Annotated in this window: 16 protein-coding genes and 1 tRNA gene; 6 read left to right on the top strand and 11 right to left on the bottom strand. The window is 68.0% G+C overall.

The window, feature by feature from the left end; translation table 11 throughout:
* Positions 1 to 30 precede the first annotated feature (30 nt).
* Genes NJD74_RS02320 through NJD74_RS02310 form a run of 3 tightly spaced genes read right to left on the bottom strand, consistent with a single transcriptional unit; the run spans position 31 to position 5,983 of the window.
* On the bottom strand, positions 31 to 3,891 hold the full coding sequence (locus tag NJD74_RS02320) for a YhdP family protein (RefSeq protein WP_319623595.1): 3,861 nt from the start codon (positions 3,889 to 3,891) through the stop codon (positions 31 to 33).
* A 30-nt stretch (positions 3,892 to 3,921) separates the two neighbouring features.
* On the bottom strand, positions 3,922 to 5,409 hold the full coding sequence (gene rng / locus NJD74_RS02315) for a ribonuclease G (protein WP_319623594.1): 1,488 nt from the start codon (positions 5,407 to 5,409) through the stop codon (positions 3,922 to 3,924).
* On the bottom strand, positions 5,402 to 5,983 hold the full coding sequence (locus tag NJD74_RS02310; protein ID WP_319623593.1) for a Maf-like protein: 582 nt from the start codon (positions 5,981 to 5,983) through the stop codon (positions 5,402 to 5,404). The genes rng and NJD74_RS02310 overlap by 8 nt, the downstream gene beginning before the upstream one ends.
* Positions 5,984 to 6,113: 130 nt before the next feature.
* On the opposite strand from NJD74_RS02310, the gene NJD74_RS02305 reads away from it, so the two are divergent.
* The 3 genes from NJD74_RS02305 to NJD74_RS02295 all read left to right on the top strand — a co-directional run bounded on the left by NJD74_RS02305 (position 6,114) and on the right by NJD74_RS02295 (position 10,736).
* Positions 6,114 to 6,848: an SIMPL domain-containing protein gene (locus NJD74_RS02305; protein WP_088434541.1), complete on the top strand. Its 735-nt coding sequence runs from the start codon at positions 6,114 to 6,116 to the stop codon at positions 6,846 to 6,848.
* A 231-nt stretch (positions 6,849 to 7,079) separates the two neighbouring features.
* Positions 7,080 to 7,739 carry a TonB family protein gene (locus NJD74_RS02300; RefSeq protein ID WP_319623592.1) on the top strand — a complete coding sequence of 220 codons (660 nt, stop codon included), beginning with the start codon at positions 7,080 to 7,082 and terminating at the stop codon, positions 7,737 to 7,739.
* Between the two features lie 177 nt (positions 7,740 to 7,916).
* Positions 7,917 to 10,736, top strand: coding sequence for a TonB-dependent receptor (locus NJD74_RS02295; protein WP_319623591.1), 2,820 nt, complete (start codon positions 7,917 to 7,919; stop codon positions 10,734 to 10,736).
* A 124-nt stretch (positions 10,737 to 10,860) separates the two neighbouring features.
* Here the strand turns inward: NJD74_RS02295 and NJD74_RS02290 are convergent.
* The 8 genes from NJD74_RS02290 to NJD74_RS02255 form a co-directional block, all read right to left on the bottom strand.
* Positions 10,861 to 10,937 (bottom strand) — tRNA-Asn (locus NJD74_RS02290).
* A 57-nt stretch (positions 10,938 to 10,994) separates the two neighbouring features.
* Positions 10,995 to 11,465 (bottom strand): 23S rRNA (pseudouridine(1915)-N(3))-methyltransferase RlmH, encoded by a 471-nt coding sequence (gene rlmH, locus NJD74_RS02285; RefSeq protein WP_259259584.1) that lies wholly within the window; start codon positions 11,463 to 11,465, stop codon positions 10,995 to 10,997.
* A gap of 84 nt (positions 11,466 to 11,549) precedes the next feature.
* Positions 11,550 to 11,981 (bottom strand): ribosome silencing factor, encoded by a 432-nt coding sequence (rsfS, locus tag NJD74_RS02280; protein ID WP_121038588.1) that lies wholly within the window; start codon positions 11,979 to 11,981, stop codon positions 11,550 to 11,552.
* A 58-nt stretch (positions 11,982 to 12,039) separates the two neighbouring features.
* The gene (nadD, locus tag NJD74_RS02275; RefSeq protein ID WP_319623590.1) at positions 12,040 to 12,705 is read right to left on the bottom strand and encodes a nicotinate-nucleotide adenylyltransferase; all 666 of its coding nucleotides are present in this window, start codon (positions 12,703 to 12,705) and stop codon (positions 12,040 to 12,042) included.
* 4 nt (positions 12,706 to 12,709) lie between these two features.
* Complete coding sequence (gene holA / locus NJD74_RS02270; protein WP_070425626.1) at positions 12,710 to 13,747, bottom strand: DNA polymerase III subunit delta; 1,038 nt, start codon at positions 13,745 to 13,747, stop codon at positions 12,710 to 12,712.
* A gap of 31 nt (positions 13,748 to 13,778) precedes the next feature.
* Positions 13,779 to 14,414: an LPS assembly lipoprotein LptE gene (lptE, locus tag NJD74_RS02265; protein WP_319623589.1), complete on the bottom strand. Its 636-nt coding sequence runs from the start codon at positions 14,412 to 14,414 to the stop codon at positions 13,779 to 13,781.
* 163 nt (positions 14,415 to 14,577) lie between these two features.
* Positions 14,578 to 17,226, bottom strand: coding sequence for a leucine--tRNA ligase (gene leuS / locus NJD74_RS02260; RefSeq protein WP_319623588.1), 2,649 nt, complete (start codon positions 17,224 to 17,226; stop codon positions 14,578 to 14,580).
* Between the two features lie 186 nt (positions 17,227 to 17,412).
* The gene (locus NJD74_RS02255) at positions 17,413 to 18,024 is read right to left on the bottom strand and encodes a DUF998 domain-containing protein (protein ID WP_319623587.1); all 612 of its coding nucleotides are present in this window, start codon (positions 18,022 to 18,024) and stop codon (positions 17,413 to 17,415) included.
* A gap of 128 nt (positions 18,025 to 18,152) precedes the next feature.
* On the opposite strand from NJD74_RS02255, the gene trxA reads away from it, so the two are divergent.
* The 3 genes from trxA (at position 18,153) to NJD74_RS02240 (ending at position 22,518) form a co-directional block, all read left to right on the top strand.
* Entirely contained in the window at positions 18,153 to 19,016 is an 864-nt protein-coding gene (trxA, locus tag NJD74_RS02250) for a thioredoxin (protein ID WP_319623586.1), read from the top strand.
* Positions 19,017 to 19,267: 251 nt separating this feature from the next.
* Positions 19,268 to 20,890 (top strand): FecR domain-containing protein, encoded by a 1,623-nt coding sequence (locus NJD74_RS02245; RefSeq protein WP_319623621.1) that lies wholly within the window; start codon positions 19,268 to 19,270, stop codon positions 20,888 to 20,890.
* Positions 20,887 to 22,518 (top strand): CHASE2 domain-containing protein, encoded by a 1,632-nt coding sequence (locus tag NJD74_RS02240; protein ID WP_319623585.1) that lies wholly within the window; start codon positions 20,887 to 20,889, stop codon positions 22,516 to 22,518. The genes NJD74_RS02245 and NJD74_RS02240 overlap by 4 nt, the downstream gene beginning before the upstream one ends.
* Positions 22,519 to 22,541 lie beyond the last annotated feature (23 nt).

Here is a 22,541-nt window from a genome sequence, read left to right as displayed (position 1 = left end):
CGCTATCGCAACCCGGGCGCGGGAAAGGGGTCAGCGCGCCAGGGGTGCGGCCGGCGCCGGCCTGGGCGCGGTGTCGCGGTCGATCACCTCGACCTTGGGTTCGGCCCAGGGGCCGGTCACGCGGTAGGTCTTGGCGCCGATCTCGCCCAGCGGCTTGGACAGCACCGCATTGGCGGCCGCGCCGACCGCCGCCCCCACCGGGCCGCCCGCCACCGCGCCGACCACCGTCAGCAGGTTGCCCGCACGCGGATTGACGTCGATGGTCTGGTCGAAACGCTGCAGGCGCAGGTCGGTCTTGCCGCGGATGGTGATGTTCGCCGCCGGGCCTTCGATGAGCACTTTGTCGGTGGTGGCCATGCCGTCGGCGAACGCCACGCTGCCCTCGACCTGGTTGAAGGCGAAGCCCTTGGAGAAGAAATCGCGGAAATCGAACATCAACCGGCGCGGCAGCTGGGTCACGCTGAGCAGGCCGAGCACGCGACCGGCACCGGGTTCGAGTTCCAGCAACTGGCCGTTGCGGGCCTGCACATCGAGCTGGCCCTGCAGCGCACCGAGCTGGAAGTCGGACGGCCCACCCTGCCAACCGGCCGACATGGTCAGCTGACCCTGACCGCCACGCAGCTGGCCGCCATAGTCCAGATTCTGCATCAGCCCGCCCAGGTCCTCGCTTTTGACCTGCACGTTGAACTGGCTGCGCGCGGCCTCGCCCATGCCCATCCAGCGGCCATTGACGTCGATCTCCTGCTTGGGCGCGCGGAACTGCAGCTGATCCACGCTCAGGCCGTTGGCCATCGGCCGCGTGCGCAATACCGCCTGGCCGAGCTTGGCCTTGCCGAACTGGAGGTCATCGATATCCAGCGACAGCGGTGGGATCTTGGCCGGATTGGTGTCATTGGCACTGGCCTGGACCCGCGCCGGCAGGGCCACGTCCGGTGGCAGCAGGATCGGGGCGCCATCGCTGGGCGGCTTCACCGGCGTCGGCAGCGATTGCCAGTGCACCCGGCTGAGCTTGCCGACGATGGTGCCGCCCTCGGCATTGGGCACGGTCAGGCCGCCCGCCAGCGAGGGGCCGTCCAGGCGCACGTCCACGCTGCTGTTGGTCGGCCGCAGTTGCAGCCGGGTCTGTGGGAACACGCCACCGGCGAGCAGCAGCTGGCCGACCTGCACGTCCACGTGCCGCAACGGCATCGGGTCGTTGCCGTCGCCACCGTCCGGCGAGCGGGCCAGGGCGATCCACTCCAGCGCATCCAGCGAGCCGCTGCGCCCGTTCACGACCAGCCCACTGGCCGGCGGATCACGATCCACGCGGTCGCTGCCGAGGGTGACCTGCACCCCGGTCTGGTTGTCATGTGTGCGCGCGGCCAAGGCCAGGCGCTGGCCGAAGGCGACATCGACGCGCCCGCTGCCCATCGGCAGCTGTGCGGTGACGTCCGTCGCCAATGGCGTAGCGGCAGGCTTGTCCAGCGGCGCGGGCAGTTCCAGCGTGGTGCCGACCAGATCCGAATGCAGCTTGAGCACGGTGGGCGGCTCGACCTTGCTGCCGGCGGCGACCTTGGGCAGGGTCACCCCGATGGTCCAGCGTGAGGTGCCCTGGATGTAAGGCTTGAGCCAGTTCAATTCGGGCGCCCGGTCCAACAGCGCCCCGGCTTCCAGCGAGGCGGTCAGCTCGGATTCGAAGGCCTGTTGCGGATCCCGCACGAACTCACCGGCGCGCAGGCTGAGCAGCCCGTCCTGGCCCTGGTGGCGCACGGCCAGGTGCTCCGCATCGAACCCGCCATGGCCATATCGGGCCGTGCCGCGCATGTTCTCGAAGACCAGGTCGAAGCGCTTCTCGGTGAGGGTCGCGCCATTGAGATCGACCGTGCCCTGCAGGTGACCCCCGCCGTCGTCGTGGTGCAGTGGCTGCAGCAGGTCGAAGGTGACCGCGGCCGGCCCCTTCGCGGTGAGATTGTCCAGCGTCTCGCCATAGGTGGCCTGCAACGGGCTCTGCTTGAGCATGGCCAGCAGTGCACCGGCATCACTGCGGCTGCTGGCCTTGACGTACAGATCGGTCACGCCGAAATCGGGAATGCCGGCATCGAAGTGGTCCACCGCCACCCCGGCCAGGTCGCCCTTGCCATGCAGTTCAAAGCCCGGGCCAATGAAGGCGATATCGGCATCAACCTTGTTCATCGCCGGCCAGTCGTGCTGGAAACGGATGCTGCCGGCGTCGATGTGGCCGGTCGCCTCGAAGCGGCCGTTGTTCTTGTCGAACGGCCAGTCTTCCAGATCCCCGGTCACCAGGCCCACACCGCCACGCACCTGCCCGGAGACCAGCGCAGCATCCAGCCAATCGGTGGCGGCCTTGCTCATCTTGGAATGGATCCAGAAACGCTTGGCGGCGGTCATCGGCACATCGTCGATCTTGGCCGCCAGTTCCAGCCAGGGGCGCGTGCCGTTGTTCTGGAACCAGATGCCGCCGCGCACATCGGCGGCGTAATCGGTGCCCTGCACGCGCAGCGCCGGCGTGCCGATCCGCCAGCCGCCGGCCTCGTCGCGCCAGCCCACCAGCCGGCCGGCCAGGCGCACGTCGTGGCGCTCGCCAAAGCCGCTCGGCCAATCGAAGTGCATCACCTGCTGCGGTTGCAGATCCAGGGTGAAGCCATCGGCATCGCCGTTGAAGCGCCCGCCCACACCGCTGAGCCCGGGCGAATGCCCGACCGCCGCGAAGCGGATGTCTTCCAGATCGCCCTCGACCGACAGCGCCCCCCCCTGCTCGCCTGCCACCCGCACGCGGGTCATGCGCACCTGCGGTGCGGCCTCATGCAGCCACTCGCGCAGGCCGGGATCGATCCGGTCGGTCAGCGCCAGGCCGCGCAGCAGCGCGGTCGCATCGATGTTGTCGCCGGCCAGCGCGAAGTGCTGCCCGCCGGCCAGCAGCAGCCCATCCAGTTGCTGGGTGCTGCCTTCCATGCCGATCCGCAGGCGCGGCGCATCGGCGCGCCAGCCACCCTGCACCCAGCGCCAGCGCGCGCGCAGTTCCAGCGTGTCCAGCGCCAGCTGCGGGTGGGTGCCATCTGCGAGTTTCACGCCGCGCACCTGTACGTTCTGAAGGTCCGCATCGGTGGTGACCATCACCACCCGGTGATCGCGCAGGTCCACCCAGGCATTGAACTCACCCGTACCCTGCTGCAGGCCAATGCCGCCGAACTGCAGCAGCGAGGCCCACGCCCGGAAGTCGGCCGGGTCGGCCGAGAACCAGGCCTGACCATCGCCGCGCTTGCGCTCGAATTCCAGCACCGCCGTCAGCGGCTGTGCGGACGGGTCGGCCCACGCACGCGCCCCAACCCGCAGGCGCTGGCCATTGACGCGCAGGCGCAGGTCGATCCGCGGCAGCACGGCGTTCACGCCCAACGAGGGCGCATCCACTTTCAAGCGGCCACCGATCACCTGCAGTTCGCCGAGGCGGCGCAGCGTCTCCAGCGGATCACCTGCACCGGACTGCGGCAAGCCCTGCACCGACCAGCGGCCGTCGTCGGCACGCTGCAGTACCAATGCCAGACCACGCAGGCGCAGCTCGGTCAGCGAGTGGCCCGGCAGCAGGCCGGCATACATGGACACCAGCACCTCGGCCTCGCCGATGCGCAGGCCCTGCCCTTCACCGATGCGCAGCCCTTTGAGCTGCAGCAGCGGGCCGCGCCGGGTCCAGGCAGTATCCAGCGCATCGAAACGCACCGGCTGGCCCGCGCGCGCACTCAACCACGCCGCCACCTTGTCCGGGTGACGCTCGGCCAAGGGCAGCAGCTGGCTGGCGGTGCCGACCAGCAGAGCCACGCCCACGAGCAGGACCGCCACCGCATACACAGCATGGCGGCGAATCCGGCGCAGGCGCAGGCGCAGCGGTGTGCTCATCGGAACGTGGGAATGCCGGACCGGCCGCAGTCAGAGCAGCACGACATCGAACTGCTCCTGCAGGTATTGCTCATCGGCCTGGAAGCGGATGCTCTTGCCGAGGAACTCCTCCAGTTCGGCCACCGCCGTGGATTCCTCGTCGGTGATGCGTGCCACCACCTTGGAGGAGGCGATCACCAGCAGGCGCGCCGCATCGAACTGACGCACTGCCCGGGTGATCTCGCGGAAGATCTCGTAGGTCACCGTTTCGGCGGTCTTGATCGAGCCACGGCCACTGCACTCCGGGCACGGCTCGGAGAACTGGCGCTCCAGGCTTTCCACGGTGCGCTTGCGGGTCATCTCGACCAGGCCCAGCGGCGAGAAATCGTAAACGGTGGTCTTGGCATGGTCCCGGGCCAGCGCCTTCTCCAGGGTACGCAGCACCTGGCGGCGGTGCTCGGCATCGTCCATGTCGATGAAGTCGATGATGATGATGCCGCCCAGGTTGCGCAGCCGCAGCTGGCGTGCCACTGCCTGCGCGGCCTCCAGATTGGTGCGGAACACGGTCTCTTCGAGGTTGCGCTGGCCCAGGAACGAACCGGTGTTCACATCGATCGTGGTCATCGCCTCGGTCTGGTCGATCACCAGATAGCCACCGGACTTCAGCGGCACCTGCTTGTCCAGCGCGCGGCCGATTTCATCCTCGACCCCGAACATGTCGAAGATCGGGCGATCACCGCTGTACAGCTCCAGTTTCTCGGCCAGCACCGGCATGTACTTGGCCACGAACGCCTGCAGCTGGTTGAAGGTCTCCTTGGAATCGACCTTTACCTTGTCCACGTCCTTGCGGATCAGATCGCGCACCGAGCGCAGCGGCAGGCTCAGGTCTTCATAGATCACGCTGAGCGGCGCGGCATCGCGGCCACGGCGCTCCACCACGTTCCAGACCCGCGACAGGTAGGCCACGTCTTCGGCGATCGCCTCGGCCGGCTGGCCTTCGGCATTGGTGCGCACGATGTAGCCGTAGCCGCCGTGCTGGGCCGACAGTTCGGTCACCAGGCTCTTCAGGCGGGCGCGCTCGGCCTCGTCCTCGATCCGGGCCGACACGCCCACCACCTTGGACTGCGGCAGCAGCACCATATACCGCGAGGGAATGCTGATCTGGGTGGTCAGGCGGGCGCCCTTGGTCCCGATCGGGTCCTTGACCACCTGCACCACGATGTCCTGGCCGTCGCGCAGCAGCTCGACGATCGGCACCGAGGACGGCGGCGGCAACGTGGTGCCTTCGGTATCCGGGCTGGCCACCGGCGCCGGGCGGATCACATCGTTGGCGTGCAGGAACGCCGCGCGTTCCAGCCCCACCTCCACGAAGGCGGCCTGCATGCCCGGCATGACCCGCTGCACCTTGCCCTTGTAGATGTTGCCGACCACGCCGCGGCGCCAGCCACGTTCGATGTGCAGTTCCTGCAGCATGCCGTTTTCGATGACGGCGACGCGGGTTTCCCGCGGGGTGACATTGACCAGGATTTCTTCAGACATGGGCGACTCCCTTCAGTTCAAACGTCTGCAGCAACTGCTCGGTCTGTTGCAGGGGCAAACCCATCACACCCGAATAGCTTCCCGCCAGATGGCGGATATATCGTTCGGCGCCACCCTGGATCGCATAGGCACCGGCTTTGTCCATCGGCTCGCCACTGGCCACGTAGGCGGCGATCCGATCCTCATCGATCGCCGCGAACGTCACCTCCGAAACCACCAGCACGCCCTGTTCACGGCCGGCAGCGACCAGCGCCACGGCGGTCATCACCTGGTGGGTGCGCCCGGACAACGCGCGCAGCATCGCGCAGGCGTCGGCAGCATCGGCCGGTTTACCGAACACGCGCCCATCGAGCACGACTTCGGTGTCCGAGCCCAGCACCACCGCCTCGGGGTCATGCGCGACAAGCGCCAACCCGGCGCGCGCCTTGTCGGCGGCGACCCGCTGCACGTAATCGGCGGCGGACTCGTCGGGCGCACGGACTTCGGGCACGTGAAGCTCAAGCGCCTGGAACGGTCGTTCCAGGCGCGCAAGCAGTTCGTTTCGTCGGGGGGATCGAGAGGCAAGATAAAGCATCGAGGAAGCATAACCTGAGCCTACTGTCTGAATCGCGAGCAACACGCTTGAATCGTGATCAACCCCATCAAACCTCACGACGCGTTCATCGCCCCGACACCAACCTCAACGTCTTCACAAGGAGATGTACATGCGCCGCCCGTCCCTGTCCCCGTTGCTGCTCGCCCTGTCCCTTGCCCTGGGAGCTTCGATGACCGCCCACGCCCAGTCCCAGCCCACCATCGCCGTGCCGGCTGACGGCACCCTGCTCAACATCTCGGCCAATGCCGAGGCCAGGCGCGTGCCGGACGTGGCCACGCTCTCGGCCGGTGTGGTGACCCAGGCCGTGGACGGCAACACCGCCATGCGCCAGAACGCCGAGCAGATGACCAAGGTGCTCGCCGCGATCAAGGCTGCCGGCATCGCCGAGCGTGATGTGCAGACCAGCGGCGTCAACCTGAGCCCGCAATACCGCTACGCCGACAACGAGGCACCGAAGATCACCGGCTACCAGGCCAGCAACACGGTCAGCCTGAAAGTGCGCGACATCGCCAAGCTCGGCAAAGTACTCGACGCATTGGCTGCCCAGGGCGCCAACCAGATCAACGGCCCCCAGTTCGAGATCGACCAGCCCGAGCCGGTCTATGACGAGGCCCGCCTGGCCGCGCTGAAGAAAGCCCAGGCCCGTGCCGAAACCTACGCCAAGTCGCTGGGCCTGCGCGTGCGCCGGATCGTGAGCATCTCCGAGAGCGGCGGCGGCAACTTCCGCCCGGTGATGATGCGTGCGGCAGCGGCGCCGATGGCGGCCGACGTATCCACCCCGGTCTCGCCGGGCGAATCGACCGTGTCGGTCAACCTGGACGTGGTGTTCGATCTGGGCCGGTAACACGTCAGAAGCGAGCGGACCAACGGTCCGCTCCTGCCTGGCATGACGGCGCCTGCGGGCGCCGTCATGCTGTCTGCGGCTGGATCCTGACTGCCAGCCAACTCACCACCCTGCCCCTGACTTCCGGCCCGTGCCGGGCTCGGGTATTGCTGTCATTGCGCGGCCCCGCCTGACCCCACGTGCCGCGCAGGCACGTTGATGTTCCCGCACATCTGGCAAGGAGAGTGGAGCATGGTCCGTACCCCGTCCCCGGTTGTCCCGCTGCATATCGAAGCCTCCCGCGTGCTCGGGTGGAGCACTGCCATCGCGGTCCATGCGCTGGCCCTGATGCTGTTGTTGATCCCGGCTACCCAGCCCCTGATCAAGGCACCCCGCGAACGCATGCAGGTGACCTGGGTACTGCCTCCGCCGCCGCCGCCGGAGATCGTCCGCCACCCTCCGGCGGACCCGCAGCGGCTCCCCCCGACCGTGCCCGTGACCACGCAACGCGCGCCGGCACCGCTGCCGACCCCCACCGCCACCCTCGACGAGGCGCTCACGGTGACACCGATGCCCGCCAGCGAGACCGCCGCACCGGCGCTGGAATCTGCCCCCGCCGTGCCGTCGCCCGCCGCCGGAGCCCAACTGAAGTACCGCAGCGCGCCACCCCCGCCGTATCCCGTCGCGGCGATCCGCCTCGGCCAGCAGGGAACGGTCCTGCTGCGCATCCGGGTCGACAGCGAGGGCAACCCGGTTGCGGTCAGTATCGAGAAGAGCAGTGGTTCGCGCGTGCTCGACCAGGCCGCCCGCCAGCAGGTGCTGCGTCACTGGCGTTTCGTACCAGCTCTCGTCGATGGGCAGGCGGTCGCCGCCGATGGCCTGGTTCCGGTCGATTTTTCGTTGCCGCGCTGAGTGAATGGGAGCCCCGTGACGGGGCTCCCCATTCACAAACTGAGAGGCACAGCATCTTTCCCCAATTAAGCAATTTTTCACTCTTGCGTCACACGACGGAAACCTAGATTGGCGCCGTTGGCACCGTTCTGGTGTCGACTCAATGACATTTAGGTTTTCCCAGTCAGGAGAGAAGCTGTGAAACACCCGATCCAACGCCGCGACGACAGCCGCCGCAATACCCTGGCCCATTCCATTTCCACGATCCTCACCAGCGGCGCGCTGCTGCTGGTAGGGGCCATGGCGTCGTCCTCCGCGTTCGCGCAGGAGCAGGCGACCAACCTTGACCGGATCACCGTCACGGGGTCGAACATCCCCCGCACGAACACCGAAACCCCCTCCCCCGTCCAGGTGGTCACCCGCCAGGAAATCGACCGGACCGGCAAGACCACGGTCGCCGAATACCTGCAGACCCTGACCGCGGATGGGTCGGGCTCCATTCCCAAGACCTTCGGCAACGGCTTTGCCGGCGGTGGCGCGGGCATCTCGCTGCGCGGCCTGGGCGCCGGCTCCACGCTGGTCCTGTTGAACGGCCGCCGCATGGCGACCTACGGCCTGGCCGATGACGGCCAGAAGGTCTTCACCGATCTGAGCACCATTCCGCTGGATGCGGTCGAGCGCATTGAAGTCCTCAAGGACGGCGCTTCTGCGATCTACGGCTCGGACGCCATCGCCGGCGTGGTCAACATCATCCTGCGCAGCGACTTCAACGGCGCCATCCTGCGCGCCTCCTACGGCCTGTCCGGTGACAGCGATGGCGATGCCAAGAAAGCCACGCTGACCGCCGGTACCGGCGACCTGGCCACCGATGGCTGGAACGCGTTCTTCAGTTTGGACGTGGGCAAGACCGACGCGATCAAGATCAGCGATCGCAAGGACCGCAAGTGGATCGGCACGGGTGACATCCGTCGCTACGGCTATGGCAACAACGCGCAGTTCCTGGGTGGCGCCTTCCTCAACGGCGGCACCAGCGGCGGCGTCGGTCCGAATGGTTCGGTCTTCGACGACCGCGCCGTGACCGATGACAATCCCGCCTTCCTCGTTGCGCTCCCGGGCTGCGCGGGCTTGACCACCATCCCCGGCCAGAACGACGTCACCGCACAGCAGCAGGGCTGCCTGTGGGATCCGGCCCAGCTGTACCGTGACCTGACCCCGGAAGAGAAGTACGTCAACGTGTTTGGTCGCGCCAGCTTCGCCTTCGGCGAGGGCGGTGAGATCTACACCGAGATCGGCTACTCCAAGAAGGAAACCACCTTCAGCAATACGCCCTCCGGCGTGTCGGGCGGCTGGGGCTATCCGGAAGGTCCGGTCAACGCCAACAGCGGCCCCGGCGCTACCGTGCTGAGCCCGACCCACCCGGACAACCCGATCCCGGGCCAGGCCTCGCGCCTGCGTTACTCGGCCTGGGATGTGGGCCCACGTGTGACTGAGAACACCAACGAGTTCAACCGCTTCCTGGTGGGCGTCAAGGGCAACTGGGGCGAGTGGAGCTACGACACCGCCTACCTGCATTCGGGTACCGACCTGGTCAACAAGCGCACCGGCTTCCTGAACTACGACGCGGTCCGCTGCGTGCTCGGCAACCCGGCCTGCCCGGCGGGCGTGTGGCGCATTGGCGACAATGCGGGGCTCAACTCGCAGGCCCTGTATGACTACATCTCGCCGGACATCAGCGCACGCGCCAAGTCCAGCCTGGACATGTTCGACTTCACCGTGTCGCGCAGCCTGATGGATCTGAAGGGTGGCCCGCTGGGCCTGGCGCTGGGTACCGAATGGCGCAAGACCAGCAACAGCCTGACCCCGCAGACCTTCACCGACCAGGGCCAGATCATCGGTCTGGGTTATTCGGCCTATGACGGCACGCAGAACGTCTACGCCGGCTATGTCGAGTTGTCCGCCCCGGTGCTGGAACAGTTGGAACTGTCCGGCGCGGTGCGCTATGACAAGTACGAAAGTGGCGAAGGCAAGGCAACGCCGAAGCTCGGCGTGAAGTGGACGCCGGCCGATTGGATCGCGGTCCGCGGCAGCTATGCCGAAGGCTTCCGCGCGCCGAACCCGGCCGAAAACGGCGATGGTGGCCTGGCCGCCTTCTCCAATGCCCGCGATGCACTCCGTTGCGACCTGCAGCCCAACTTGACCAACTGCAGTTCGCGACCGGTGGCGATCATCACCCGCCCCAATCCCGACCTGAAGCCGGAAGAATCCAAGAGCTACTCGTTCGGCGTGGTGCTGCAGCCCACCTCGAGCACCTCGATGACGGTCGATGCGTGGCAGATCAAACGCACCAACGAAATCGCGCAGGGCTCCACGGCCGATGCCATTGCAGCCGGGAACGTGCTGCGTGACAGCGATCTGATCAACGGCATTCCCAACACCGGCACGATCCTTGCGGTGAACACCGCGTACATCAACGCCGCCTCCACCCGCGTGCGCGGTATCGATACCGACATCCGCCAGACCTTCGACATCGGTCCGGGCCAGCTGGAGATGGATCTGCAGTGGAGCCATGTGCTCAAGTTCGAGCGCACCGATTCGGATGTGACCGTCGATTACGCCGGTACCCACGGCAACTGCGACGTCACCAACTGCATCGGCACCCCGAAGGACCGCATCAACTTCGGTACCACCTGGAAGCAGGGCCCGTGGAGCGTCAGCGGCGTGGCCAACTACATCTCCAAGATGGAGAACACCGACTTCCGCGGTCCGGATGGCGAGTACCAGTTCGCCTACGCCGACGGCACGGACGTCACCAAGATCTCCTCGTTCACCACCTTCGACCTGTCCGGTCGCTGGAACATCACCGAGGCCTTCGAGTTGAACGCATCGGTGCAGAACCTGTTCGACCGCATCGCTCCGCTGGATCCGACCACTTACGGTGGCGTGAACTACAACCCGCTGCACTTCAGCGGCGCGATCGGCCGTTACTTCACCGTCGGTGCCAAGTACACCTTCGAATGAGGTAGCCGCACTTGGGGAACAAAGAGCCCGGGCAGTGCCCGGGCTTTTTGTTTGGATCGCGGCACGCGGGTAAATCGCGGACAAGAAAAAGCCCCGCATCGCTGCGAGGCTTTTTCTCGAATCTTGGCGCCCGAAGTTGGACTCGAACCAACGACCCCCTGATTAACAGTCAAGTGCTCTAACCGGCTGAGCTATTCGGGCTGGGTGCGCATTGTAGCCCGTTTTTCGCGAGATGTAACCCGTCTGGCGGCAACTATTTCACGCGCGGTGATACGGATGGTTGGCCAGCATCGCTGCAGCGCGGTACAGCTGCTCGGCTACCACCAGGCGCACCAGCATGTGCGGCAGCGTCAGCGGGCCGATCGACCATTTCTCATCAGCCATCGCGGACACTTCCGCCGAATGACCTTCCGGCCCGCCGATCAGGAAGGCAAGGTCCCGGCCCTGTCCACGCCAGTGCTCCAGCCGCTGCGCCAGCTGCTCGGAGCTGAGCTGGCGCCCCGGCACATCGAGCGCGACCACGTAGGCATTCTTCGGCAGCGCGGCGATCACCCGCTTGCCTTCGTCATCGGTCGCGCGGCGCGCATCGCGCCCTTTCCCGCGCAGGCCGGGTTCGATCTCGACCAGCTCGAACGGCAACCAGTGCGAGAGCCGCTTCTGGTACTCGGCAAAGCCCTGCGCAACCCAGGAGGGCGCGCGCTCGCCAGTGGCGATCAGCTTGGCTTTCATGTCTGTCCTCCGCAGCCACCACAGGTGGCGCCGCAAAAGACAACGGCGCCATCGGCGCCGTTGTCGTGACCGGGCACGCTGCGATCAGCGCGCGTCGTAGTCGTCGTCCGCATCGTCGAGCAGTTCGATCGGCGGCTGGTCGCCCACCGTCCACAGGCGCTCGAGCGCGTAGAACTCACGGACGCGCGGCAGCATCACGTGAACGATCACGTCGCCCAGGTCGACCAGCACCCACTCGGCTTCGCGCTCGCCTTCCACACCCAGCGGCATCACGCCCAGCTTCTTGGCGAACTTCACCACTTCGTCGGCGATCGACTTGACGTGACGGCTGGAGGTGCCCGACGCGATCACCATGTAATCGGCGACGCTGGAGCGGCCGATCACGTCGATCTCAACGAGATCCTTGGCCTTCAGTTCTTCGGTGGCCCCGCGCACGCACTCGAGCAGCTGCAGAACGGAGGGCGCCGGATTGGGCAATTGGACCTTGATGGTCTGGGGCTGGGCTTGGTTGCTCAAAGCGGGTCAACTCGATAAATGTGGGGCCGATTATACGGGGCGGCGGGCCCGCGCGTATTCACGACGGTGTCGCGCCGTACAGGCGGTGGTCGATGATGTAGCCCGCGACAGCCTCAGGCAGCAGTTGCTGCCAGGGCCCGGCGGCGGCGATCTGCGCGCGCACCGCGGTGGCTGATTCCTCGCGCAATGGGGCCTGCAGGCGCATCAGGCGCCCGGCCGGCGCGCTGAACAGCTCACGCTCGTGACTGGCCCAGCGCCCTTCCAGGGCCTGCGCCAGCACCGGGTCGAGGGTGTCGGCCAAGGGGCTGCCCGGGCGGTCGGCGACGATGAAATGCGCCAGATCGAACAACGACGCCCACTGGTGCCAACTGGGCAGGGCCAACAGGCTGTCGGCACCGACCAGCCAGGCGATCGGCTGGCGCGGGCCCAGCTCGGCACGCAGCTCGCGCAGGGTATCCACGGTATAGGACGGCACACCGGGCTGGCGCCCGGCCCGGTCCAGCTCACGCCGGTCCAGCAGCAGGCCGGGCTCCTCGCCGATGGCCAGGGCCAGCATGGCCAGGCGCTGCCCGGCATCGGCGCCGGGGGCGGCGCGGTGCGGTGGATCGGCGGCGGGCAGCAGGCGGACGGCGACCTGCAACTGGTCGCGGGCGGCACGGGCAATGGCCAGATGGCCCAGATGGACGGGATCGAAGGTCCCGCCGTAATAGATGCGCAGCCCCATGGGCTCAGGCCCGGGCGAGCAGGCGCACGGCGCGGGCTTCGGAGACGGCGATCAGCAGCCGCTCCAGCGCCAGCCAGGCGTCGCCATCGGCGCGCCCCTTGGCGATGCGGTCCACCAGCCCCGCCTCGGCCACGAAACGCTCCCAGCGCTTGACCTCGGGGTGACGCTGCAGCGCGCGCTTGAACGGCGCCTGCCGCGACTCCCAGATGCCACGGCTCTTCATTTCCGCGGCCAGGTTGCCGCCGCGCGCCTGCACCCGCGCCAGACCGGCGGTGGAGAGCAGCTCGCGGATCACGATCGGCGTCAGCGCCGCCACCGCTTCACCCTCGGCACGCAGGCCGGCGATCATGCGCAGGACGGCGGCGGGCTGGCCGGAGAAGGTCGCCTCGACCAGACGGAACACGTCATAGCGGGCGGCATCGGCCACCAGCGATTCCATGGTGTCCACATCCAGGGTCTGGCCGTCGGCCAGCAGCGCCAGCTTGTCGATCTCCTGGGCAGCGGCCAACAAATTGCCCTCCACCCGTTCGGCCAGGCGCTGCACGGCCTGCGGGTCGGCGCGCAGGCCCTTGCCACGCAGCCGGCGCTCGATCCACTCGGTCAGCTCATGCGGCTTGATCGCCCAGGCCACCGAGATCACCCCGGCGCGGCCAACGGCATCGGCCCACTTGGTCTGGTGCGCCTTGCTCCATTCGTTGCAGGTGATCAGCAGGATCACGTCCGGCGCCGGGTTGGCACAGAACTGGCTGATCACCTCGGCGCCTTCCTTGCCCGGCTTGCCGCTGGGCAGGCGCAGTTCCATCAGGCGTCGGGCACTGAACAGGCTGGGCGCATTGAAGCTGGCGTCGAGCTGGTTCCAGTCGAAGTCACGGCCATCGGCATCGAAGACTTCGCGCTCGTTGACGCCATCGGCGCGCGCACGTGCACGCACGGCATCGGCGGCTTCAAGCACGCGCAGCGTTTCCGGACCGGCAATCAGATACACCGGGGCCAACGGCTGACTGGCCGGTTGGCTGGCGAGCTGTTCGGGGCGCAGTTCCATCCGGGCAGGCCGATCCGCAGGCGGACCGGGCTCAGCGCCCCTGCGGGACGACGGCGGGGACCGCCGGCGTCGGGGTCGTCGAGCTCGGGCTTGCCGGGGCCGCCGCGGGGATCTCAACCGGCGTTTCCACCGGCGTCGTACCCGGCTTGGCCGGGGCGCGGCCATGCTCCAGTTCGGCGCGGACCACGCTGTCGATACGGCGCATGATTGACGCAGACATCTCACGGCGCAGTTCGTCGGCGAGGATTTCGCGTTCGGTCGTGGTACCGGTGGCGTCGGTCGGCGGCGACACGTAGTCGCGCGAGAGTTCGATCACCTGCTGCGGCACCAGCTCGCTGCCGTCTTCGCGGCGGAAGATGAAGATCACCGCATAGCGCAGGCTGTACTCCTGGGCACGGCCCTGGGCATCGATCGCGATCGGCAGATCGCCCCAACGCTCGGACAACACCTGCAGCTGCGAAGCCGGGCCCGTGCTGTCCGGATCGGCCAGCTGCGCCCCGGAGGCCTGCAGGCCACGGCGCAGCAACTTGACCAGTTCGCTGTAGGGCGCGGTGGAGACCACCTGCACCGCAGCCGTATCGGCCGGCAGCATCAACTTGTTGCGCAGATGGAAGCCGCACCCGGCAAGGGTTGCGGTCAGGACAAGGGCAAGCAGGAATCGGGTCATGGATACAGTCTGTAGGAGCCGGGCGGTCGCGGCAACAAGCAGTGATCGTGCCGGATGCCGCGTGAACAGGACTTGATACCGGACGGCCTACAGGGCGTGCCCGCCATCGGCCCATGGAGATCGGTGCCACCGGGCGCGCAAGGCCCCCGGTGGCACGACAGGATCAGCCCTGCGGGGCCGCCACGATGTTCACGATCTTGCCCGGCACGATGATGATCTTGCGCACGGTCAGACCTTCCAGGAACTTGGCCGCGTTCGGCTCGGCCAGGCCCAGGGCTTCGATCTGATCACGCGGCGCATCGGCAGCGACGTCGATGGTGCCACGCAGTTTGCCGTTGACCTGCACCGCCAGCGTCACCGCATCGCGCACCAGCGCGGCCGGATCGGCTTCCGGGAACGCCTGGTCTTCCAGCAGTTCCTCGGCATGGCCCAGCACCTGCCACAACGCATGGCTGGCATGCGGGGTGATCGGGTTGAGCAGCAGCACGGTGGCGCGCAGCGCTTCCTGGCGCACCGCACGGCCCTGCTCGCTGACATCATCGAACTTGGCCAGCGCGTTCATCAGCTCCATCACCGCGGCGATCGCGGTGTTGAAGCTGTGGCGGCGGCCGTAGTCGTCACCGACCTTGCCGATGGTTTCGTGTGTCTTGCGGCGCAGCGCCTTCTGCTCGGCGTTCAGCGCGGCCACGTCCAGTGCCGGGGCAGCGCCATCAGCGGCATGCTTCTGCACCTGCGCCCACAAGCGACGCAGGAAGCGGGCCATGCCGTCCACGCCGGCTTCGTTCCACTCCAGCGACTGCTCCGGCGGCGCGGCGAACATCGAGAACAGACGCACGGTGTCGGCGCCGTACTTGCCCACCATCACCTGCGGGTCCACGCCGTTGTTCTTGGACTTGGACATCTTCTCGGTGCCGCCGATCACCACCGGCTGGCCGTCGGCGATCAGGGTCGCCCCGACGATGCGGCCGCGCTCGTCACGCTGCACATCCACGTCGGCCGGGTTGATCCAGTCCTTGGAGCCGTCCGGGTTCGGGCGGTAGTAGGTTTCGGCGATCACCATGCCCTGGCACAGCAGGTTCTGCGCCGGCTCGTTGCTGTCCACCATGCGCGCATCACGCAGCAGCTTGTGGAAGAAACGGAAGTACATCAGGTGCAGGATCGCGTGCTCGATACCGCCGATGTACTGATCCACCGGCAGCCAGTAGTTGCCGCGCTTGTCGACCGCATCACGGGCACCCGGCGAGGTGTAACGCGCGTAGTACCAGCTCGATTCCATGAAGGTATCGAAGGTGTCGGTCTCGCGCTCGGCCGCGCCGCCGCAGTCCGGGCAGGTGGTCTTGCGCCATTCCGGATCGGCCTTGATCGGCGAACCGGTGCCGACGAAGTTGACGTTCTCCGGCAGGACCACCGGCAGCTGCTCTTCCGGCACCGGCAAGGCGCCGCATTTCGGGCAGTAGATCACCGGGATCGGGCAGCCCCAGTAGCGCTGGCGGCTCACGCCCCAGTCGCGCAACCGGTAGTTCACGCGGCGCTGGCCCTGGGCCTTGCGCTCGAAACGCTCGGCCAGTGCCTCGAAGGCGCCCTGGAAATCCAGCCCGTCGAACTCTTCGGAGTTGACCAGCTCGGTCTCGCGCGTTTTGTCGCCGTACCAGTCCTGCCAGCGCGTGGCGTCGTACGCGCTTTCTTCCTTGCGCAGCGACTTCAACGCGATGACCTGGCGGATCGGCAGGCCGTACTTGTTGGCGAATTCGTTGTCGCGCTGGTCGTGGCCGGGGACGGCCATCACCGCGCCGGTGCCGTAACCCATCAGCACGAAGTTGGCGACCCACACCGGCACCTGGGCGCCAGTGACCGGATGGATGGCGCGCAGGCCGGTATCCATGCCGCGCTTTTCCTGGGTTTCCAGCTCCGCCTCGGACACGCCGCCCTGCTTCATCTCGGCCAGCAGCGCGGCCAGCGCCGGGTTGGACTTGGCCGCGTGCTGGGCCAGCGGATGTTCGCCGGCGATCGACACGAAGGTCACGCCCATCACGGTGTCCGGACGGGTGGTGAACACGCGCAGCGGGTCCAGCGTGCTGCCGTCAGCGTCACGCACATCGAACTGGATCTCCAGCCCTTCCGAGCGGCCGATCCAGTTGCGCTGCATGGTCTTGACCGAATCGGGCCAGCCCGGCAGTTCGTCCAGGCCGTCCAGCAGTTCCTGGGCGTAATCGGTGATGCGCAGGAACCACTGCGGAATCTCGCGTTTTTCCACCAGCGCGCCGGAACGCCAGCCGCGGCCGTCGATGACCTGCTCGTTGGCCAGCACGGTCTGATCGATCGGGTCCCAGTTCACCACCGCGTTGCGGCGGTAGGCCAGGCCCTTGCGCATCAGGCGGGTGAACATGCGCTGCTCGTGCACGTAGTACTCGGGCGTGCAGGTGGCGAACTCGCGCGACCAATCGATCGCATAGCCCATGGCCTTGAACTGGCCACGCATGTGCTCGATGTTGGCGTAGGTCCACTTGGCCGGCGCGGTCTTGTTCTTGATCGCCGCGTTCTCGGCCGGCAGGCCGAACGCATCCCAGCCCATCGGTTGCAGCACGTTGTGACCGGTCATCCGCTTGTAGCGGCTGATCACGTCACCAATCGTGTAATTGCGCACGTGGCCCATGTGCAGCGCACCGGACGGATACGGCAGCATCGAGAGGCAGTAGAACTTCGGCTTCTCCGAAGTCTCGGTGACCTCGAAGGCACGGGTGGCATCCCAGTACTGCTGGGCGGCGGATTCAACCTGCTGCGGATCGTAAACGTTGGGTTCGACGCTGGTCATAAAAACGCTAGTGCGGCGGCAAAGCGGCACAGGGTACCGCAGTGCGGCAAAGGGCTCCAATCGACGTGGCCAACCGTTGCGGCCAAACCTGTCATCTCATTGAATTGACTGGGGATTGGTGAAATACGTCAGCCCGCGCCCCGCGCCACGGCGCGTGCCGGGGCGCAGCAACGGCGGCGGCTGCGCTCAGGCGCGCCGCGTGGAGGGCGCCAACGGCAGCACCGCCACCAGCCAGACCAGCCACACCCCGAAGGCCACGCGCTGGGCCATCGGGGCCGGCAGCAGGGCCTGCAGCGCGAACGCGGCAAGCAGCACGCCCACCCCGCAGGCCAGGTGCAGGCCGCCCACGGCACGCCACGCCGGCAGCCGCAGCGCGCCGATCCCGGACATCACCGCGCCCGGCACGAAGGCCAGCACCCACACCATCCAGGCACTGGCGTGGTACTGGCTGGCCGGGTTGTCCAGATCGCGGGTATCCAGCGGCAGCACGCCCATCGCGGTGAAGCCGACCCCAGCCAGCATCAGCAACTGCGCACCGACCCGCATCGACCACGGCGCGGTGCGCGGCACCCGCAGCAGCAGGCGCAGCGCGACCAGGCTGGCGAGCAGGCCGGGCAGCGCGAAACCGAGAACGTTGAATGCCCGCGCATGCGGCACGTCCATCGCCCCGAGCAGCGCGACCGGATGGCCGACCGGATCGAACAGCGGCAGCGCCGCGCCGAAGCCCAGCACCGCGCCCACGAACAACACGGCGGCGGCAATGCCGAGCCCACCTTCCCAACGTTGGATTCCCTGCATGCTGCTCACCCGGCTGCGTCTGAAGGCCCGCATTGTCGCTGTTCCAAGGGGAACCCGCCCGGTGGGGTTGCGTCCGGCCGCGGGCGGCACCATACACTTCCTCTCCAGTTTCCCGTTGATTTGAAACCATGAGCGATCTGCCCCACGTCTTTGACGCCACCACCGAGACCTTCGAGACCGAGGTCCTGCAGAAATCCCTGCAGACCCCCGTGCTGGTCGATTTCTGGGCCACCTGGTGCGGCCCCTGCAAGACCCTGGGCCCGATGCTGGAAAAGCTGGCCGGCGAATATCACGGCGCCTTCGAGCTGGCCAAGGTCGATGTCGACAAGGAGCAGCAGATCGCCGCGGCGTTCCAGATCCGCTCGGTGCCGACCGTGTTCCTGGTCAAGGGCGGACAGATCGTGGACGGTTTCCCCGGCGCGGTGCCCGAAGGCCAGCTGCGCGAGTTCCTGACCCAGCACGGCGTGGTCCCGCTTGAAGCGGCCCCGGAGGAAGCGGAAACCGTCGAAGCGCCGCCGCTCGACCCGCAGGCCCAGGTCGATGTGCTGCGCGCGGCGATTGCCGCCGAGCCGGACAAGGAAGAGCTCAAGCTCGACCTGGCCCTGGCCCTGCTGCAGACCGGGGCCACCGCCGAGGCCACCGCCCTGATCGACGCGCTGCCGGCCAACCTCTCCACCGATGACCGCGCCGTGCGTGCCCGCGCCCGCCTGGAATTCGCCAGCGCCCTGCAGGAAGCCCCGGCTTCCGAGGTGCTGGAGGCGCGCATCGCAGCCAATGGCGACGATCTGCAGGCACGCCACCTGCGCGGCGTGCAGTTGCTGCTGTCCGGGCAGGATGCGGCCGCGCTGGAGCAGTTCCTGGACATGCTGCGCCGCGACCGCAGCTACGACGATGGCCGCCCGCGCAAGCTGCTGATCGATGCCTTCAAGGTGATCGAGGATGAAGACCTGGTCGGCCAGTACCGCCGCCGGATGGCCTCGCTGCTGTTCTGATCGGCCACGGCCAGCGCCTTTCGGGGTGCTGGCCCAACGAAGCCGCCTATCCAGACCGGCAACTTCGATGTGTGACGTGAATCACGTTCAGAAACCCTGCACGACTCCCGGGCAATAATGCCGCCGCGGCCCACTGGAGGCTGCGATCCATCGGGGAGGATGAGGTCTGGGCCATGGCGGCCTACTTGGCTGCGCCCCGCCTTGCAGGGCCGTGAATGACCGTGAGATTGACCCGATTCCTCCGTTTCCCGATGGCCGCCCGCCTGTTGGTGCTGGCCGCCATGATGCTGGCTGCCGCGCCGGTCCTGGCGCAGGACTGGACCTACCGGGTCCGCCCCGGCGACACGATCTGGGACCTCAGTGCCCGCTACCTGAAGCCGTCCATCGCCTGGGAGCAGCTGCAGTCGCACAACGGCATCGCCGATCCCTACCGCCTGCCGCCCGGCAGCCAGCTGCGTTTCCCCGTCGCCTGGCTGCAGGTGCAGCCCGCCCCGGCGCGGGTACTGGCCGTGCGTGGCCCGGTGCAGAGCCAGGCCGACGGCCAGCCCCTTCGCGAGGTGATCGAAGGCGACCTGCTGCGGATCGGGCAGGAACTGGTCACCGGCGAGGATGCCAGCGTCACCGTGGTCTTTGCCGATGATTCGCGGCTGCAGCTGCGCGAGCGTTCGCGCCTGCGCTTCGACCAGCTTTCCCGCTACGGCCGCACTGGCATGGTCGATACCCGCCTGCGCCTGGAACAGGGGCGCGCCAGCAACCGGGTGACCCCGGCCAACGGCCCGGCCTCGCGTTACATCATCGATGCGCCGACGGCGACCAGCAGCGTACGTGGCACCGTCTTCCGGGTCAGCGCCGGCCAGGACGGCCGCGGCGCGGCCACCGAAGTGCTGGACGGCCGCGTGCAGGTCGGCAACCGCCGCGGCCAGCGCCTGGTCAGCCGCGGCCAGGCCACCCGCAGTCCCTCGCTCGACGCACGCCCGGCCGGCGTGGAGGCGCTGCTGCCCGCACCCGTGCTGTCGAGCGAGCCGCAGCGGCTGGCCACCCTGCCGGCTGCCCTGGCCTGGCAACCGGTGACCGATGCTGCCGGGTACCGGGTGGAGGTCGTCCGCGCCGACCAGCCGGAGGTCCTGCTGTTCGCACGCGACACCGACACCACCACGCTCACCCTGCCCGATCTGCCGCCGGGCGAGCTGCGCCTGCTGGTGCGCGCGGTCAGCGCCGAGCAGGTCGAAGGGCTGGATGCCGAGCAGGATTTCCAGGTGCGTGACCAGCCGGTCGCGCCGCTGACCGTGCGGCCGCTGCATGGCCAGACCATCAACAGCGCACGGCCGCGCTTCGAATGGACCCGGGTGGCCGACGCCGAGCGCACGGTGCTGCAGATCGCCCGCGATCCGCAGTTCCTCGATCTCCTGCTCGAACAGGACACCCGCGCCACCCACCTGCGTCCCGTCCTGGACCTCACCCCGGGCGAGTATGTGTGGCGCGTGGCATCGGTGGATCGCAACGGCGACCGCGGGCGTTTCGGGCAGCCGCTGCCGCTGGTCATTACCGACGCACCGGTCGACCCGGCGCTGCAGCCGCCCGAGGCCGCCAAAGGCCAACTGACGCTGCGCTGGCAGGCCGGCGAACCCGGCCAGCGCTATCGCGTGCAGCTGGACCGTCGTGGCGACTTCCGTGCCCCGCTGCTCGATCAGGAACTGGCCCAGCCGGAAGTCTCGATCAAGCGCCCCTGGCGCGGCACGCTGCATGTGCGCGTGCAGTACATCGATGAGGACGGTTACGCCGGTCCCTTCTCGCCGGCCCAGCAGATCGCCCTGCCGTGCCGCACCTGTTACGCCACCGGGGGCGGTGCGCTGTTGTTGTGGCTGCTGCTGTGACGCCCCTGCACCTGCCCTGGCCGCAACGCATCGCGCTGGCCGCACTGGTCGGCGCGCTGGCGGTCGTGGCCAGTCACTGGCAGTGGTTCTGGAAACAGGATGAGGTGGTCTACGACGCCTACGTCGGCGGCTGGGAATACACGCCCGATGCACGCCTGCTGATCGTGGCCATCGACGACAACAGCCTGCAGCAGCTGGGCCAGTGGCCGTGGCCGCGCGGTACCCACGCGCGCCTGCTGGACCGGCTGACCGATGCCCGCGCCGCGCGCGTCGTGCTGGATCTGATGCTGTCCGAACCGGACCGCCAGGACAGTACCCAGGATGCCGAACTGGCCGCGGCAATCCGGCGCAACGGGCATGTGGTGCTGCCGGTGCTGGCCGCGCCCGCCAGTGGCCCGCGCATGGCCGAAGAGCTGCTGCCGATTCCGCTGATCGCCGCCAACGCGGCGAGCCTGGGTCACACCGACATCGAAGTGGACGGCGATGGCGTCGCCCGCGGCCTGTACCTCACTGCCGGCATCGGCTCACCGCACTGGCCGGCGCTTGGCTTGGCGCTGGCGGACACGCACGGCCCGCTGCCCGGGCTGCACGATGATCAGCCGGACCTGGTGTCGCCGTACCAGTGGCGCCGCGACCACTACGTGCGCGTGCGCTACGCCGGGCCGCCCGAACGCTTCCCGCAGGTCTCCTACGCCGATGTGCTCAACGGCGAGGTCGATCCGGCGCTGCTGCGCGGCCGCCTGGTGCTGGTCGGCATGACGGCCAGCGGCATCGCGCCGCGCCTGCTGACCCCGACCACCCGCGAGCGCTGGATGAGCGGCAGCGAGTACCAGGCCAACGTCGCCTCGATGCTGCTCGCCGACAAGGTGATCAATCCCCTGCCGTCGGCATGGCAGAGCGCCGTCACCGGGCTGCTGGTGGCCCTGTGCTGCCTGTTGTTGACCCTGCCGCGGGCGTGGCTGAGCGGCGTGCTCGCCCTGCCGTTGACGCTGCTGACGAGCTTCGTGCTGCTGCGCGCCGGCAACCTGTGGTTCGCGCCGGCCGCCGCCTTGATCGGCATGCTGGCGGTGATCCTGGCCTGGACGCTGTGGCGGGTCAGCGCCTGGCGCCGCCAGGCCAACAGCGATGCACTCACCGGGCTGGGCAACCGGCTGCGCTTCGAACAGACCCTGCAGGCCGAGCACGATGCCGGCCGCCGCAGCGGACGGCCGCTGAGCCTGGTGTTGATCGACGTGGATCACTTCAAGCGCCACAACGATGATTTCGGTCATCAGGCCGGCGACACCGTGCTGCGCCGGATCGCGCAGGAGATCCGGGCGCACGCGCGCCGGCCCCGCGACATGGCTGCGCGCTTTGGCGGCGACGAGTTCGCGCTGATCCTGCCCGACACCACGCCGGAAGGCGCAGTGCAGGTGGTGCAGGATCTGGTCGCACGGGCGCAGGCGCTGGAAATTCCCGCCGGCCGCGGCACGACCACGCACATCACCGTCACCGTCGGCGTGTTCACCCGGGTGCCGACGCCCGGCACCGAGCCGCGGCACTTCTTCGAAGGCGCCGATGCCGCGCTGTACCAGGCCAAGGCGGCCGGACGGAATGGGTATGCGGTCGATGATGGCGGGCTGGGCTGATACCCCCACGGCACCCATACGCA

This window comes from Stenotrophomonas sp. RG-453 (assembly GCF_033843685.1).
Lineage (GTDB): Bacteria > Pseudomonadota > Gammaproteobacteria > Xanthomonadales > Xanthomonadaceae > Stenotrophomonas > Stenotrophomonas bentonitica_A.
The sequence above is the reverse complement of the archived record's forward strand: the minus strand, read 5'-3'. Positions and strand labels throughout refer to the sequence as shown.